Source organism: Amycolatopsis sp. NPDC058986, assembly GCF_042741125.1.
Taxonomy (GTDB): Bacteria; Actinomycetota; Actinomycetes; order Mycobacteriales; family Pseudonocardiaceae; genus Amycolatopsis.
On sequence record NZ_JBHYJW010000001.1, the window covers coordinates 286277 to 300916 of the forward strand.

Here is a 14640-nt window from a genome sequence, read left to right on the forward strand (position 1 = left end):
CCCAGTGAGACGGAGGGAAGGTGACCCTGTGTGGTCTAGACCACAGAACAATGTAACCCCGCTGTTCCGGAAGGTCTAGACCAAATTGGCCCAACCGTCACCCTGGCCAGCATTCCTACATTGGTGTAGCGTTTTCCGACATGAGTGAAGGAACGGGTGCGCGGTCCCGGGCGAGGCATCTCGGGCCGGAGCGGCGACGGCCACAGGTGCTGGACGCCGCGCTGGCCATCGCGGTGGACCAGGGGGTCGCCGCGGTGACGATCGGCGCGGTGGCCGACCGGGTGGGGGTGACCCGCCCGGTGGTTTACGCGTGTTTCGCCGATCGCGTCGAACTGCTGCGGGAGTTGTTGCGGCGTGAGGAGGAATACCTGCTCAACGACGCGCTCGCCGCGTTGCCGCACGGGCGCGCCGACGCGGATGAAAGCGTGTTCACCCACGGTTTCCAGGCGCTGCTGGAGACGGTCGCCAAACGTCCGGACTCCTGGCGGATCGTGTTCGACGCCGACCCGGATCCCGCGGTCGCCGACCTGTTCGGGCGCGGCCGCGCGGTGGTCGCCGAGCACGTCACCCGGCTGCTGCGGCCGACGCTGAAGCAGTGGGGGACCCGTGACGCCGACCGCAAGCTGCCGGTGCTGGTCGAGCATTTCATGTCCGCGAGCGAGGGGGCGGTCCGTTCGCTCCTGCGTGAGGGGGCCGCGTGGTCCCCTGCCGAACTCGGCGCTTTCGTCGGCGGTGCCGTCTACCGCGCCTTCCGCGACGCATAACGAGGAGGACGATCGTGAACCAATCCCGGATGCTGGCCGGTCACGGCTGGCCGTTCGACGCGGACCGGCCGCGTGAGGATCACGGGCTCTTCGGCCCGGACTCGCCGACCTGGCGGGTATGGACCAATCCGACGGCGTTGATCGCGTTCCTGCGGTCGATCGTCGTGGAGAGCTTCGATCCGTTCCTGACCGCGGCGGTCGACGACTCCAACGGCGTCCGCTACGACCTGCGTGGACGGCTCGACAGCACGTTGACGTACTTCACGATCGTGGCGATCGGTGACAGCCGCGCGGCGATCGAGTCCTCGGAGCTGCTGACGAAGGTCCATGCCCGCGCCACCGGCATCGAGCCGATCAGCGGGCGCCGCTACAGCGCCAACAACCCCGACAGCCAGCTGTGGATCCACATCACCGGATGGCAGTCGAACCTCTACTGCTACGAACGGTACGGACCGGGTCGTCTGTCCACAGAGGACGAAGAACGGTACTGGGCGGACTGTGTCACCGCGGCGGAACTGCAGACGTGCGATCCGGCGAAGGTACCCCGCAGCCGCGCCGATGTCCGGGACTACTACGCGGACACCCGGAAACGGCTCTGTATGTCCGAACGCGCCGCCGGGCTCATCGAGCATTTCCTGCATCCGCCGCGGCAGAAGGGCGAGCCGTTGTTCTGGCCCGCGACGAGGGCGCTGACCGTCGCGACGGTGGCCACCATCCCGCGGTGGATGCGCCGTCTCGGCGGATTCGACCAGCCCGCCGCCCTTGACGCCATGGCGCTGCCGACGGGCCGGGCTGTCGTGCGCGCCGCGACGCCGTTGAAGCGGCGACTCGCCATGGTCGATCGCATCGCACCGTCGGTGCGACCGGTCTGGCAGCAGGCGCTCGCCGGTCCGCCACCGCTGCGGGACGAGGTCCTCAGTCCGTCGCGGGCGCGGGAACTGTACGGGCAGCAGGGCGCGCGAGCCGAGAGGTCCGCCGGGTAACGAGGCCGACGCTCTGTGCTCTCGCCGGGGCACGCAGGCTGGCGGCCGGGTTCAGCGGCCGGTGAAGGTGGCCTTGCCGGGGCCGTCGGCGAGGAACGACTTGACCGCGTTCCGCAGATCCTCGGTCTCGTACAACTCGGCCGCGATCGTCGTGACGTGGGCGTTCGCCTCCGGCACCCCGCCGTGGGCGAAATGCCCGAGAATTCGCTTGGTGGCGGCGTGGGCGCGGGTCGGCCCGTCGGCGAGCCGGGTGGCGAAGGCGCGCGCCGCTGCGTCGAAGCCTTCGGCGGGGAGCACGCGGTTGACGACGTTCCAGCGTTCGAGGGTGGCCGCGTCGTAGGTGTCGCCGGTGAAGACGAACTCCTTGGCCCGGCCGGCCCCGGCGCGTTCCGCGAGCCGCTGCGTGCCGCCCATGGTCGGGGTCAGGCCGACGACCTTCTCGACGAGCCCGAACTTCGCACGCTCGGAGGCGAGGATGACATCGCAGGCGACGGCGACCTCGAAGGCCCAGGTGAGGCACAGGGCGTGCGCGGCGAAGACGGTCGGGAACTCCAGCGCCGCGATGCGGTCGGGCAGCGTGAGCATCCGGTCGAAGAGCACCTTCGCCTCGGCGGCCGAGTCCTGCGCGTCGAACAGGGAGACGTCGACGCCGCCGCTGACGATCTTGCCCTCCGCCCGGATCAGCAAAGCGCGGGCCGGTGCGGCCTCCAGCTGCGCGACGGCGTCGACGAACTGGTCGTGCAGCTCGGCGGTGTAGAGGTTCAACGGCGGCGCGTCGATGGTGACCACGGCGAGGCCGCCGTCGCGGTCGAGCCGGACCAGTGCGTTGTCAGCCATGCTCACCCTGTTTCTTCGGCTTCCAGGAGGACGTCCCAATAGTGCTGGGCGTCCGGGCGCCAGTCGACGTGTTTGTGATGGAACAGATCGGCGGCCTGCGCCCCGCACCATCGGGTCGGCAGCAGCTCGGCGGGCAGGCGCGGATCGAGGTAGGGGAACCGGCGCCACTCGTGCACGAGCTCGGTCTGGGCGCGCAGCACGGCGCGGCCGCCGGACGGGCGCAGGTCGCCGAACCGGCCGACGAACTGTTCGTAACGCTCTTCCAGGTCGGTGAGGTCCCACGACTGCGTGACCATGGCCTCCTGCTCGCCGATCTCGCCGTACGCCGCGATGAACGACAGCGCCTGCGTGCTCAGGCCGAGGTCGGCGAGGATGCGGTCGGCCTCTTCCTGCCGCCCGGGATCCGCGCTGATCCACACCCCGGCCACCGGCGAGCCGAAGCCCGCCCAGGTGAGCCGGGTGCGCAGCCGATGGCGGAGATCCCGTTTCGCCTCCGGCACCGAGATCAGCAGGATCAGCCAGCGGCCGTCCCACGGCGGCCTGTCCCGGCCGAAGGCGTAGACACGCTCCGCGGCCTCGGTGAGCAGGCGGCGTCCCGGCGGGGTCAGCGACCATCGCACGCGACGGCCCAGCCGTTCGGAAACGATCCAGCCCTCGGCGGCGGAGCGGGCCAGCGCCTGCCGCGCGGATTTCTCTTCGACACCCAGGAACCCGAGCACGTCGACCAGCATCGACGTCCAGACCGGCGTGCCGCGGGGGAGCGCGTACTCGCCGAGCACGGTCATCAGGAGCGACCGGGCACTGGTGTGGCTGACTTCGCGGCGTCTGCTGACTTTCGGCCGGGCCGCGGTGGTGCGTGGCTCCGCCATCGTTGGTTCACCGACCTCACTGCTCGGGTCGTGCTGGCGCGAATTCGGAAACCCGATCAGGTTACCGACGAAGAGTGATCGGAAGACTACTCCGCATGGAGTGTTGATCGATGCGGGTCGGAGCCGGGACAGTGCTTCTCCTAGACTCGGATGCCTCATGAGCGCCACACTCGTCGCGAAGGATCTCGCCGCCGCCCACGGTGACCGGACGTTGTTCTCGGGCCTCGACCTGGTCGTCGCGCCGGGCGACGTCGTCGGTCTCGTCGGAGTGAACGGTGCCGGGAAGTCGACGCTGCTGCGGACGCTGGCCGGGCTGAACCGCCCCGAGGAAGGGGAAATCCGGCTCAATCCGCCGACCGCGACCGTCGGCCACCTGCCGCAGGAACCCGAGCGGCGACCTGGCGAGTCGGTCCGCGCCTTCCTGGCCCGCCGCACCGGTGTCGCCGCCGCGCAGGCGGAGCTGGATGTCGCTACGGAGGCGTTGACCGAGGACGTCGCCGGCGCGGACGAGCGGTACGCCGTCGCGCTGGACCGCTGGCTGGCGCTGGGCGGTGCCGATCTGGACGACCGCGCCTGCGAGGTAGCCGCGGAACTGGGCCTCGCGGTGGATCTGGAACAGCCGATGGTGTCGTTGTCGGGTGGGCAGGCGGCGAGGGCGGGGCTGGCCTCGCTGCTGCTGAGCCGGTACGACATCTTCCTGCTCGACGAGCCGACCAACGACCTCGACCTCGACGGGCTCGCGCGGCTCGAGCGGTTCGTGACCGGGCTGCGGGCGGGCACCGTGCTGGTGAGCCACGACCGGGAATTCCTCGCACGCACGGTGGATCGGGTCGTCGAACTGGACCTCGCGCAGCGGCAGGTGCGGGCGTACGGCGGCGGGTACGAGGCCTATCTGGAGGAGCGCGAGGTCGCCCGGCGGCACGCGCGTGAGGACTACGAGGAGTACGCCAGTACCCGGGCGGCGCTCGAAGCGCGGGGCCGGATGCAGCGCGCGTGGATGGAGAAGGGCGTCAAGAACGCCCGTCGCAAATCCCCCGACAACGACAAGAACGCCCGGAAGTTCCGTGCCGAGGCCACGGAAAAGCAGGCGTCGAAGGCAAGGCAGACGGACCGCATGATCGAGCGGCTGGACGTCGTCGAGGAACCACGCAAGGAATGGGAACTGCGGATGGAGATCGCCGCGGCACCCCGGGCCGGCGCGGTGGTGGCGACCCTGCGCGGCGCCGTCGTGCGGCGGGGCCCGTTCACGCTCGGCCCGGTGGACCTGCAGATCGACTGGGCGGACAAGGTCGCGGTCACCGGCGCGAACGGCGCGGGCAAGTCGACGCTGCTGGGCGCGCTGCTCGGCAGGGTCCCGCTGGACGAGGGGAGTGCCGCGCTCGGGCCCGGCGTCGTCGTCGGTGAGGTCGACCAGGCACGGCGGCTGTTCCTGGGCGAGCACCCGCTCGCCGAGGCGTTCGCCCGCGAGGTTCCCGAGTTCGCCGACGCCGAAGTCCGGACACTGCTGGCGAAATTCGGCCTGAAGGCGGCGCACGTGCTGCGCCCGGCCGCGACGTTGTCGCCGGGGGAACGGACACGGGCGGCGCTGGCGCTGCTGCAAGCGCGCGGGGTCAACCTGCTCGTGCTGGACGAGCCGACGAACCATCTCGACCTGCCCGCGATCGAACAGCTCGAGGCGGCGCTGGACCATTACCCCGGCACGCTGCTCCTGGTGACCCACGACCGCCGGATGCTCGACGCCGTCCACGTCACCCGCCGCCTCGAAGTCACCGACGGCAAGGTCACCGAGGTCTGAGCGCTACCGGCGGTTGATGGTGCGGGTGATCCCGGCGACGACCGTGGTGGCGAGCAGCCAACCGGCGGCGACGAGCGCGTAGGACAGCCACTGGTAGCCGCCGTGCGGGTTGACCGCCTTCGCCTGGCCGAAGTCCACGATCGGCAGCAGGAGGTCGAGCGTGTAGACGAAGGGGTTGAAGACCGGCGCCTTGCCGGCGTCCAGCGCGGGCGGGTGGTGGAAGCCGAACACGAGCGTGCCGACGGCGAGGAGCAGGGCGAGCCAGGCCGCCGCGCGGAGCGGCCGGTAGCCGTACCCGACCGTGACGTCCTGCAGGTAGCCCCAGATCCTCGCGTACCGCGGCCGGGTGCCGCGCTGGTGTCGCTGCCTGGCCAAGCCGACTTCGCGGGCCGAGACGTCATCGCCGACGCTGCTGTATGCGGCAGCGAGTTGCGTGTAGCTCTCCGGGACGAAGCCGTCTTCGTTGCGTTTCAGCAGAGGCAGCCGTTCTCGCGCGGGCAGGTGGGGCGCGAGGGCGCCGTACCGGAGACCGTTGAGCTTCACCACTTCTGGCCAGACCTCGGGGGGCGCGGTGAGCAGGTCGAACCGCGCGTTCTGCAGGCTGACCAGCCCGCGGATCGGCTTCGCCTCGCGCAGCGACAATTCGGCGGCGGCGCAGCTGCCGACCCGCAGGGCCAGGACGCCGTCGTCGTTCGACAGCTCGGCGTGCGCGAGGTCGAGCCTGCCGGTGATCTTCCCGCCGCGCAGGTCGACGCACCCTCGCGCGGACACCCGCGTCGCCCGCAGATCGGCGCCGACGACGACATTGTCGGCCCGCAATGCCTTGCCCCCGGCGGAAGTCAGCGTTGCCTCGGTGATGTCGAGGGTGCCGCCGACGCGGGCACCGGTCAGCCGGACCTCGCCCACGGTGGCCAGTCGTGACGCGAGCACGCCGGACCCCACGCCGAGGTTGGTGCCGTCGAGGCAGACGTCGCCCGGGCTGCTCAGTTCGGCGTCACGCAGGTTCAGCGCTCCGTCGATGGCCGCCCCCTCCATGGTCACCGGCCCGATGGCCTTCAGGCCGGGCGCCCAGAGGTCGTTCTCGATGTGCGCGGTGTCCAGCCGCAAGGCTCGGCCCTCGGTCGCTTCGAGGCGGGCGTGTTCGGCCAGGAGCGGCCCCGCGATGCGCGCGCCCGCCAAGCGGACATCCCCGGTGACCCGGCAGGCGGTCAGGTGGAGAGCACCCGCCATACGGACTCTCGCGCCGCGAAGGCCTGGCAGTACCGACGCGTTGAGGTCGAGCTGGCGGGTCCTCGCCGCCTCGACATCGAGCAACTGGTCGAAGTGGCAGGCGTGGAACCGGACCGGGCAGGGGACGTCCGCGCCTGCCAGGTCCAGCTTGCCGCTGATCCGCGCGCCCGCCACGCGCAGTGCCGGGACCACGCCGTCCTCGGCTTTGCCGGTGAGCAGCAACCATCGCAGGAATTCGGCCCGGACCGTCCGCTCGGGTCCCCACGAAGCGCCCTCGTCGGAATCCTCCCGGAAATCGGCCTCCGCGCCGCGGGCGAACGCCCGCAGCACCCGATCCTCGGCCGGACTCAGCTCCACCACAGGCCCCCATCCGTCGGCTCGCCGGATGTTCTCACAGCACTTGTCAGCCCTTGGTGGCTCCTCCGGTGAGACCCTTGACGAACTGCTTCTGCAGCGCCAGGTAGAAGATCAGCACGGGCAGCGTCGCCAGGAACATCAGCGCGAACACGCTGCCGAGATCGGCCTGGTACTGCCCGATCGACCGGTAGATCCCGGTCGTGATCGTGGTGCCCTGGCCAGGGCCGAGGATGATCAGCGGATCGATGAAGTCGTTCCAGATCCAGACCCCGAGGAAGATCAGCACGCTCGCGGTCGCCGGGCGCAGCAAGGGAAACACGACGCGCCAGAACACCTGCATCCGGTTCGCGCCGTCGAGCCTGGCGGCCTCTTCGAGCTCGATCGGGACGCCGCGGATGAACCCGCTGAACACGAACACGCCGAACGGCACGTAATAGCCGACGTTGAACAGCACCAGCCCCGGCACGGTCGCCATGAGGCCGGTGACACGCAGGACGTCGGTGATCGGGATGAGGATGACCTGCGGCGGGATCATCAGCCCGGCCAGCAGCACCAGGGTGAGTACCCTCGTCCAGCGTTTCGCCGACCGCGCGAGGTAATGCCCGAGCATGGCCGACAGCACGGTGAGCACGAGGATCGACAGCACGGTCACGACGACGGAGTTGGTGAGGCTCACCCAGAACAGCCCGTCCGGGCGCGTCAGCACCGCGTGGATGTTCGCGAGCGTCGGCGGCAGCGGGAGCGACGCCGGTTCCCGCGCGATGGCCTCGCCGCGCTTGAACACGTTCGCCAGCACGAGGTACAGCGGGACGGCGAACGCCGCCGCGACGACGACCGCGATCACCGGACGCGGCCACGAAAGGCGCTTCACAGGTCCACTTCCCGGCGTCGCAGGAAGTGCAGCACGACCGTGGTGAGCGCGGCGACGATCACCAGCATCAGCACCGCCATCGCCGAGGCGTAGCCGATGTGGTTGGCGTCGAACCCGGTCTGCAGCACGTCGAAGGCGATCGTCGCGGTCGCGCCGGAGCCCGGTCCGCCGTTGGTGATCACCTTGACGTAGTCGTAGGTCTTGAAGGCCGAGATCAGCAGCACGACGGTGTTGATGGTCAGCGACGGCGCGAGCAGCGGCCAGGTCACCGCGCGGAACCGCCGCACCGGTCCGGCGCCGTCGATCTCCGCGGCCTCGAGCAGCTCCGACGGAACCCCTTGCAGCCCCGCCAAATACACGACGACGCAGAACCCGAGCAGTTGCCAGCACACGATCGAGGCGACCGAGTAGAGTGCGAGATCCGGGTCGGACAGCCACCCCGGCGGATGCTTGACGCCGAGCGCGCGCAACACGGAGTTCAGCGGTCCCTGGTCGTCGAGCAGCCGCGACCACACGATGCTCACCACCACCGAACTGAGCACCACCGGAGTGAAGAACACGCTGCGCAGGGCGTTGTACAGCCAGCCTTTCTTGTCCAGCAGCAGCGCGACGCCGAGACCGAGCACATTGGGCACGATCACGACGATCAGGGTGAGCACCGTCGTGACGCCCAGCGCGGTGCGGAACTGTTCGTCCGCGAACACCATCGCGTAGTTCTCGAACCCGACGAACTTCACGGGCGGGTTGAACGGGTTGTAGTTCGTCAGGCTGTAGCCGAAACTGATCACGATCGGCGCCAGCACGAAGCACGCGTAAACGAGCACACCGGGTGCGCCGAACGACGTGAAGTGCCAGAGCCGTCCCGAAATCGGCTTACGCCGGCGGCCCGCCGGAATGCGTTCCTCCCTCGGCGCGGCGGCGAGATCCGTGGCCATGCCCGGCTCAGCCCGCCTTCGCCCATTCGGTGTCCAGGAAGGCACAGGCCTCCGGGACGGTTTTCCGGCCGGTGATGACGTCCTGGGCGGCCTGGTCCACTTTGTCCTTCATCCCCGGCAACAGCCCGTCGTCGGCGGTTTCCCAGCGGAACGCGTGCACCACGGCGTTCTCCTGCACCGCTCGCTGGTACAGCTCGTAGCCCGCCTTGAAAGTCGGTCCGACGTCGGCGGGAGGCTGATAGCCCTTGACAGCCGGGAAGAGACCATCGGCCTTGACCGACGCGTCGAGCTGGCCCTTGTCGAGCTGGAACCCGAGGGCGAACTTCTTGGCGGCGTCGAGGTTCGCGGCCTTCGCGTTCACGATCATGCCGCCGCCGGTGTACGCGGGAACGACGCGTTTCCCGTCCACGGTGGGGAAATCGAACACACCGATGTCGAAGTCGTGCTTCTTGGCGTCGGCGTTCGCGGCGAACCAGTTGCCCATCGGATACATCGCGCTCTTGCCGTCGAGAAAGGCCTGTTCGGTGGCGGCGTAGTCGCGGGAAACGCTGGTCTTGTCGAGATAATCGCGCGCGGCGAGGTCGGCGAGCCTGCCGAAAGCCTGCTGGAAAACGGAATCGGCGAACTTGACCTTGCCCGCGCGGCGCTGGGTCAGCCAGTCCGGGGTCGTGCCGTAGACCTCGGTGCTGACGAGCCCGGAAAGGATCATCGACGACGGGAAACCGTCCTTGCCACCGCCGATCGTGAACGGCGTGCTGCCCTTGGCCTTGAGTTTCCCGGCGTCGGCGACGAGTTCGTCCCAGGTCTTCGGCGGCACGGCGATTCCGGCCTCGGCGAACAGCTTCTTGTTGTAGTAGATCGGCGGGATGGTCTGCGTGTTCGCGGGCAGCTGGTAGTACCCGCCGCGCACCGGGTTCGCCTCGGGGAACTGGAAATCCTTGAGCTCTTCGGGTTTCCACGCGTACAGATTCCCGGCTTCGGCGAAACCGGCCGAGTCGACGGCGATCATGACGTCCGGGAACTGCCCGGACTGCAGCAGCTGCTTCGCGTACGACGTCCGCCCGTCCGCGGTGGGGGCGACGAGTTTCCTGACGTGGAGGCCGGGGTTCCTGTCCGTGACGCGTTTGATCGCGGCGTCCCAGTAAGCGGGAGTGAGGTTCGGCGTTTCGAAGGTCAGGAAGGTGATTTCGGCGCCGCCTCCGGTGTTCGTGCCGACCGAGCACGCGGTCACGCTCACGGCCAGGAGTGCCGCCACTCCCAGCGCCAGGGACCTTCTCATGGCAGCCGCCTTCCCCGCAGTGTGATACCTGATATATGACGCATTCGATCGGACCTCTGGCGCGATGTCAACCGCCGAATAGCATCAAAACCGGCTCAATGCCCCCGATACGTCGGAGCTTTCAGATCCGGTTGAGCCGAACCACCGTGCTCGCGTAGTCGCCTTCGGGGAGCCGGAGCGGCAAGCCGTGCGAGAGCAGGACGGCCCCGCTGTGCTCGTCGCCCGAGTCCGGATCGCGGTAGTGGGCGGCAGGATCGAGCCCGTCGAGCCGGAGCGGTGCCTCGGGTGCCGGAAACCGTCCGCGCGGCCGATACGCGAAGACGACCGCTCGCGCTGTGTCGGCGGCGACGTACTGAAGCGCGGTGACGCCGTCGTCGGCGGGACGCAACCGGTACAGGCGCCCGTGCTGCACCACCTCGCGGATGTCCCGGTACAGCGCGATTTGCTCGCGAGCGAACGCGAGATCCTCCTCCGGCCACTTCCCGATGTCGCCGCCGATCCCGAGCACTCCGGACATCGCGACGTGGAAGCGAAAACGCAGCGGGATGGACCGGCGGGTGCCGAAGCCGGGGACGTCGGTGACCCAGGCCGACATCGTCCGCGCCGGATACACCTGCCCGAACCCGTGGTGGATGTCCAGCCGGTCGAGGGCGTCGGTGTTGTCGGACGGCCAGACCTGGTCCGCACGGGCCAGCATGCCGAGATCGGTCCTGCCCCCGCCGCCACCGCACGCCTCGATCCGCAGCGCGGGATGGCCGGCGCGGAGCCGGTCCATCACCGCGTACACCGCGCGCGTGTGCTCGACCCACAACCGGTCCGGATCGGCTTCGCCCGGCCAGCCCGCCTCGCTGAACGGACGGTTCACATCCCACTTCAGGAAGTCGATCCGGTGCTCGGTGACCAGCGCGTCGAGCCACTCGTGCGCCCACGCGGCGACGTCTGGCCTGGCGAAGTTCAGGACCAGCTGGTTGCGCAGCTCCGAACGCCGCCGGTGCGGCTGGTGCAGGACCCAGTCCGGATGCGCGCGGTAGAGGTCGCTGTCCGGGTTGACCATCTCGGGCTCGACCCACAGGCCGAACTTCATCCCCAGCCGGTGCACGTGGTCGACGAGCGGGCCGAGGCCGTCGGGAAAGCGCTTTCGGTTGACGTGCCAGTCGCCCAGCCCCGCGTGGTCCCCGGTCCGTTCGCCGAACCAGCCGTCGTCCAGCACGAACAGCTCGGCGCCGAGCGCCGCGGCCTGCTCGGCCAGCGCGCTCTGCCCGGCGACGTCGACGTCGAAACCCGTTGCCTCCCAAGAGTTGTAGAGCACCGGACGCGTTTCGCCGGGATGCGGCAGGACGTGGCCGAGGACGTAGCGATGCCACTCCCGGCTCGCCCCGCCGAATCCGCCGCGGGTGTAGAGGCCGGCGAACACCGGGGTCGTCAGCCGATCACCGGGGCCGAGCCGATGACTGACGCCGTCCTGCCCGAAGCCGCCGCTGACGGTGACGCGGCCGGTCGAGGCGCGAGTCGTCGTGATCCGCCACGACCCGCTCCACGCCAGCGCCGCGCCGTAGACCTCGCCATGGCGCTCGGTCGCGGTGCCGTCGTCGAGCATGACCCACGGATTCGCGTGGTGGCTGGTGATCCCGCGCCTGCTGGCGGCCACGGTTTCCCCGTGCGCCAACGGATCCCGTCGCAGGGCGCACTCGCCCGCCCATCGGCCGGTGACGTGACTGAGCCGGTAGCCGGGCCACCGCGGCAGCACCCAGGACGCCGAATCGGCGCGGACCACCTCGACCTCGTCGCCGTCGTTGCCGAGTTCGAGCCAGCGCTCGACGACGTCGGTGCCGCGTGCGATCCGGTAGTGGAGCGTGAACCGCAGCGGATAGTGCCGGTCGCGGAACTCGAGCCGCAGGTGCGGCGCGTCGATCGTGTATCCGGTGTACTGCCATTCCACCGAGCGGGTGTGTTCGGTGAAACGGATCTGCAGCGCCGGGGGCCAGTACCGGGTGCCGCCGTCGGCCGCGAGTTCGTCGAGGCCCTCGTCCGGATCGTTGAACCCGTCCCACCACGGCCGTGACCCGGTGCCGAGCCCGGCGATCTGCGCGAGCGTCAGCGCCGGGCCCCAGTAGACGTGCCGCGGGACGTCCTCGTCGGTCAGCCGCAGGGCGTAGGACGTGGCCGCGGTCCGGAGCACCCAGGTCCGCGTGCCCTCGTCGCACTCGATCATGTCAGCGATCCTTGCGCGCTCACCCGGCCGCGGTCATCCCCCGTCCCGGTCATCGGGGCAGCGGCGTTCAGGGCCGATCGGTCAGATAACCACCCATGGTGGTGAAGTACTCGTCCGCCGTCAGCTCGACGTCGCCTGCCGTCCGGACTCGTTCGACGACCAGGCCGGGCGACTGCCCGCGTCGTGCCTCGGGGCCGGCGACGATGACGACACCGTCACCCTCCTTGATGAAGATCCGGCCCGGCGTCCCGCCGTAGTGGCCTCGCGAAACGGACGCCTTGACGATCCGCAGCCGCTCGCCGCGGTGGTAGGTGAACGCGTTCGGGTAAGGATCGGACTGCGCGCGCACGAGCCGTTCGATGTCCTCGGCGGGCCAGGTCCAGTCGATGCGGCTGTCGCGCGGAGCGCGCTTGTGGAAGAAGCTCGCCTTCGACCGGTCCTGCGGCACGGGCACTACGTTCCCGGACTCGATGAGCGTCAGCGCCTCGATGACGATCGGCTCGATGAGGTCGACCGTGCGGTGGAACAGGTCGGTGGTCGTGTCGGACGGCCCGACCGGGACGGCCCGCTGCAGGACGATGTCCCCGGCGTCGAGTTCGCCGTCCATCATGTGGGCGGTCACGCCGACCTCGGGCTCGCCGTTGATGAGCGCCCAGATGAGCGGCGAAAATCCGGCGTAGGCGGGCAGCAGGGAGTCGTGCACGTTGAGCGTGCCGTGCCGCGGCAGCGCGAAGATCTCCGGCGGCAGCCAGGTACGCCAGTTGTTGGCGACGATCAGGTCGAGGTCGGCTTCCTTGAGCTCGGCGAGCAGTTCCGCGTCGTCGGGGCGGGTGCGCAGCAGCGCGCGGATGCCGTTCTCCCCGGCGAGTTCGGCCACCGAATCCGACCAGATCCTTTCGTAGGCGTGGTCGCTCTTCGGGTGGGTGACCACGAGCGCGACCTCGTGGCCGCCGTCGATCAGCGCCTTGAGGGTGCGGTGTCCCCAGGTCTGGTAGCCGAACATGGCCACGCGCATGAGCTGCCCTTTCGGGGTCGAGGGATGAATATCACCACCAAGGTACTAGTTGAGGCTGCCCTAAGTTAGGTTAGGGTTTCCTGAGCTTTGCGTCGGTGGAACGAGATGCGGCAGTGCCGCGCTAGGGGACCAACATGGCACCAGCAGGAGCCGGTGAGCGGATTCCGGTCTACGACGTCGTGGGGGTGGGCTTCGGACCCTCGAACCTGGCGCTCGCGATCGCGCTGGCCGAGCACAACGCCGCGCCGGGGGACGCGGGCACGGTGACCGCGCACTTCCTGGAACGCCAACCGCGCTTCGGCTGGCACCGCGGCATGCTGATCGACACCGCGACGATGCAGGTCTCGTTCCTCAAGGACCTCGCCACGATGCGGAATCCCACCAGCGAGTTCAGCTTCCTGAACTACTTGCACGGCAAGGGCAGGCTGGTCGATTTCATCAACCACAAGAACCTGTTCCCGCTGCGCGTCGAGTTCCACGACTACTTCGAGTGGGCCGCGGCGAAGGTCGACGACGTCGTCTCCTACGGCACCGAGGTACGTTCGGTGCGGCCGGTTTTCGAGGACGGGGAAATCGTCTACTTCGACGTCGAAGCCGTCGCCGACGGCGAGCCGGTCGAGCTGCGGGCGCGAAACCTGGTGCTGGGCACGGGTTTGCGGCCCAACCTGCCCGAGGGCGTGAGCGCGGGGGAGCGGGTCTGGCACAACAGCGAGCTGCTGCACCGGGTCGAGGCGTTGCGCGGCACCGATCCGCGCCGGTTCGTGGTGGTCGGCGCCGGGCAGAGCGCCGCCGAGGTCGTGGCGCTGCTGCACGACGAATTCGGTGACGCCGAGGTGTGCGCGGTCTTCGCGCGGTACGGCTACAGCCCCGCCGACGACAGTTCCTTCGCGAATCGGATCTTCGACCCGGAAGCGGTCGACCAGTTCTACCGTGCGGACGAACCGGTCAAGGAACGCCTGATGCGTTACCACGGCGCCACCAACTACTCCGCGGTCGACCTCGACCTCATCGACGAGCTGTACCGGCGGATGTACCGGGAAAAGGTCCTCGGCGTCGAGCGGCTGCGCATGCTCAACGTCTCGCGCCCGGTCGACGTGACCGACACCGGATCGGGCGTGCTGGTGACCGTGGAGTCGCTGACCACCAGCGAGCGGACCGTGCTGGAGGCCGACGCGGTGGTCTATTCCACCGGCTACCTGCCCGCGGACCCGACACCGCTGCTCGGCGAGCTCGCGGCGGGCTGCCGCCGCGACGACCGGGGCAGGCTGCGGATCGAACGGGACTACCGGATCGAACTCGACCCCGCGCCACGCGGCGGTGTCTACCTTCAGGGCGGGACCGAGCACACGCACGGGATCACGTCCTCACTGCTGTCGAACACCGCGGTCCGGGTCGGCGAGATCCTGCGGTCCATTGTGGACCGCAGGGCGGCCGCGGTGCCGCCTGCCGAGTACGCGGTAAGCGTTTCCCGCTAGGTCCGTTCCCCGTTCCCC

The 14640-nt window shown here is 69.5% G+C and carries 12 protein-coding genes; 4 read left to right on the plus strand and 8 right to left on the minus strand.

Translation table 11 applies throughout. The features are described 5' to 3' along the window. Nucleotides 1-140 precede the first annotated feature (140 nt). Entirely contained in the window at nucleotides 141-764 is a 624-nt protein-coding gene (locus ACFW0G_RS01390; RefSeq protein ID WP_378322630.1) for a TetR/AcrR family transcriptional regulator, read from the plus strand. A gap of 14 nt (nucleotides 765-778) precedes the next feature. Continuing rightward, on the plus strand, nucleotides 779-1747 hold the full coding sequence (locus ACFW0G_RS01395; protein ID WP_378322631.1) for an oxygenase MpaB family protein: 969 nt from the start codon (nucleotides 779-781) through the stop codon (nucleotides 1745-1747). A 51-nt stretch (nucleotides 1748-1798) separates the two neighbouring features. Here the strand turns inward: ACFW0G_RS01395 and ACFW0G_RS01400 are convergent, their stop codons facing one another. Continuing rightward, on the minus strand, nucleotides 1799-2584 hold the full coding sequence (locus ACFW0G_RS01400; protein ID WP_378322632.1) for an enoyl-CoA hydratase/isomerase family protein: 786 nt from the start codon (nucleotides 2582-2584) through the stop codon (nucleotides 1799-1801). Nucleotides 2585-2586: 2 nt separating this feature from the next. Further along, entirely contained in the window at nucleotides 2587-3453 is an 867-nt protein-coding gene (locus ACFW0G_RS01405) for a PaaX family transcriptional regulator C-terminal domain-containing protein (protein ID WP_378322633.1), read from the minus strand. Between the two features lie 157 nt (nucleotides 3454-3610). Here ACFW0G_RS01405 and ACFW0G_RS01410 point away from each other — a divergent pair, with 157 nt between their 5' ends. After that, on the plus strand, nucleotides 3611-5248 hold the full coding sequence (locus ACFW0G_RS01410) for an ABC-F family ATP-binding cassette domain-containing protein (protein ID WP_378322634.1): 1638 nt from the start codon (nucleotides 3611-3613) through the stop codon (nucleotides 5246-5248). A gap of 3 nt (nucleotides 5249-5251) precedes the next feature. Here the strand turns inward: ACFW0G_RS01410 and ACFW0G_RS01415 are convergent, their stop codons facing one another. From ACFW0G_RS01415 to ACFW0G_RS01440, 6 genes are all read right to left on the minus strand, one after another. Beyond that, entirely contained in the window at nucleotides 5252-6835 is a 1584-nt protein-coding gene (locus tag ACFW0G_RS01415) for a hypothetical protein (protein WP_378322635.1), read from the minus strand. 46 nt (nucleotides 6836-6881) lie between these two features. Beyond that, the gene (locus ACFW0G_RS01420; protein WP_378322636.1) at nucleotides 6882-7706 is read right to left on the minus strand and encodes a carbohydrate ABC transporter permease; all 825 of its coding nucleotides are present in this window, start codon (nucleotides 7704-7706) and stop codon (nucleotides 6882-6884) included. Next, a complete protein-coding gene (locus tag ACFW0G_RS01425) occupies nucleotides 7703-8641 on the minus strand; it encodes a carbohydrate ABC transporter permease (protein WP_378322638.1) in 939 nt (312 codons plus the stop codon). The genes ACFW0G_RS01420 and ACFW0G_RS01425 overlap by 4 nt, the downstream gene beginning before the upstream one ends. 7 nt (nucleotides 8642-8648) lie before the next feature. Next, complete coding sequence (locus tag ACFW0G_RS01430) at nucleotides 8649-9920, minus strand: extracellular solute-binding protein (RefSeq protein WP_378322639.1); 1272 nt, start codon at nucleotides 9918-9920, stop codon at nucleotides 8649-8651. Between the two features lie 121 nt (nucleotides 9921-10041). Continuing rightward, on the minus strand, nucleotides 10042-12132 hold the full coding sequence (locus ACFW0G_RS01435) for an alpha-galactosidase (protein ID WP_378322640.1): 2091 nt from the start codon (nucleotides 12130-12132) through the stop codon (nucleotides 10042-10044). Between the two features lie 67 nt (nucleotides 12133-12199). Further along, a complete protein-coding gene (locus tag ACFW0G_RS01440; RefSeq protein WP_378322641.1) occupies nucleotides 12200-13147 on the minus strand; it encodes a methionyl-tRNA formyltransferase in 948 nt (315 codons plus the stop codon). A gap of 134 nt (nucleotides 13148-13281) precedes the next feature. Between ACFW0G_RS01440 and ACFW0G_RS01445 the strand changes: the two genes are divergently transcribed. Beyond that, nucleotides 13282-14622 carry a lysine N(6)-hydroxylase/L-ornithine N(5)-oxygenase family protein gene (locus ACFW0G_RS01445; protein WP_378322642.1) on the plus strand — a complete coding sequence of 447 codons (1341 nt, stop codon included), beginning with the start codon at nucleotides 13282-13284 and terminating at the stop codon, nucleotides 14620-14622. The last annotated feature ends 18 nt before the right edge of the window (nucleotides 14623-14640 follow it).

Excerpts from the sequence above, each read along its gene's own strand:
- ACFW0G_RS01400 (WP_378322632.1), bottom strand. The coding sequence starts at position 2,584 with ATGGCTGACAACGCACTGGTCCGGCTCGACCGCGACGGCGGCCTCGCC.
- ACFW0G_RS01425 (WP_378322638.1), bottom strand. The coding sequence starts at position 8,641 with ATGGCCACGGATCTCGCCGCCGCGCCGAGGGAGGAACGCATTCCGGCG.
- ACFW0G_RS01440 (WP_378322641.1), bottom strand. The coding sequence starts at position 13,147 with ATGCGCGTGGCCATGTTCGGCTACCAGACCTGGGGACACCGCACCCTC.
- ACFW0G_RS01430 (WP_378322639.1), bottom strand. The coding sequence starts at position 9,920 with ATGAGAAGGTCCCTGGCGCTGGGAGTGGCGGCACTCCTGGCCGTGAGC.
- ACFW0G_RS01410 (WP_378322634.1), top strand. The coding sequence starts at position 3,611 with ATGAGCGCCACACTCGTCGCGAAGGATCTCGCCGCCGCCCACGGTGAC.
- ACFW0G_RS01405 (WP_378322633.1), bottom strand. The coding sequence starts at position 3,453 with ATGGCGGAGCCACGCACCACCGCGGCCCGGCCGAAAGTCAGCAGACGC.
- ACFW0G_RS01390 (WP_378322630.1), top strand. The coding sequence starts at position 141 with ATGAGTGAAGGAACGGGTGCGCGGTCCCGGGCGAGGCATCTCGGGCCG.
- ACFW0G_RS01445 (WP_378322642.1), top strand. The coding sequence starts at position 13,282 with ATGGCACCAGCAGGAGCCGGTGAGCGGATTCCGGTCTACGACGTCGTG.
- ACFW0G_RS01435 (WP_378322640.1), bottom strand. The coding sequence starts at position 12,132 with ATGATCGAGTGCGACGAGGGCACGCGGACCTGGGTGCTCCGGACCGCG.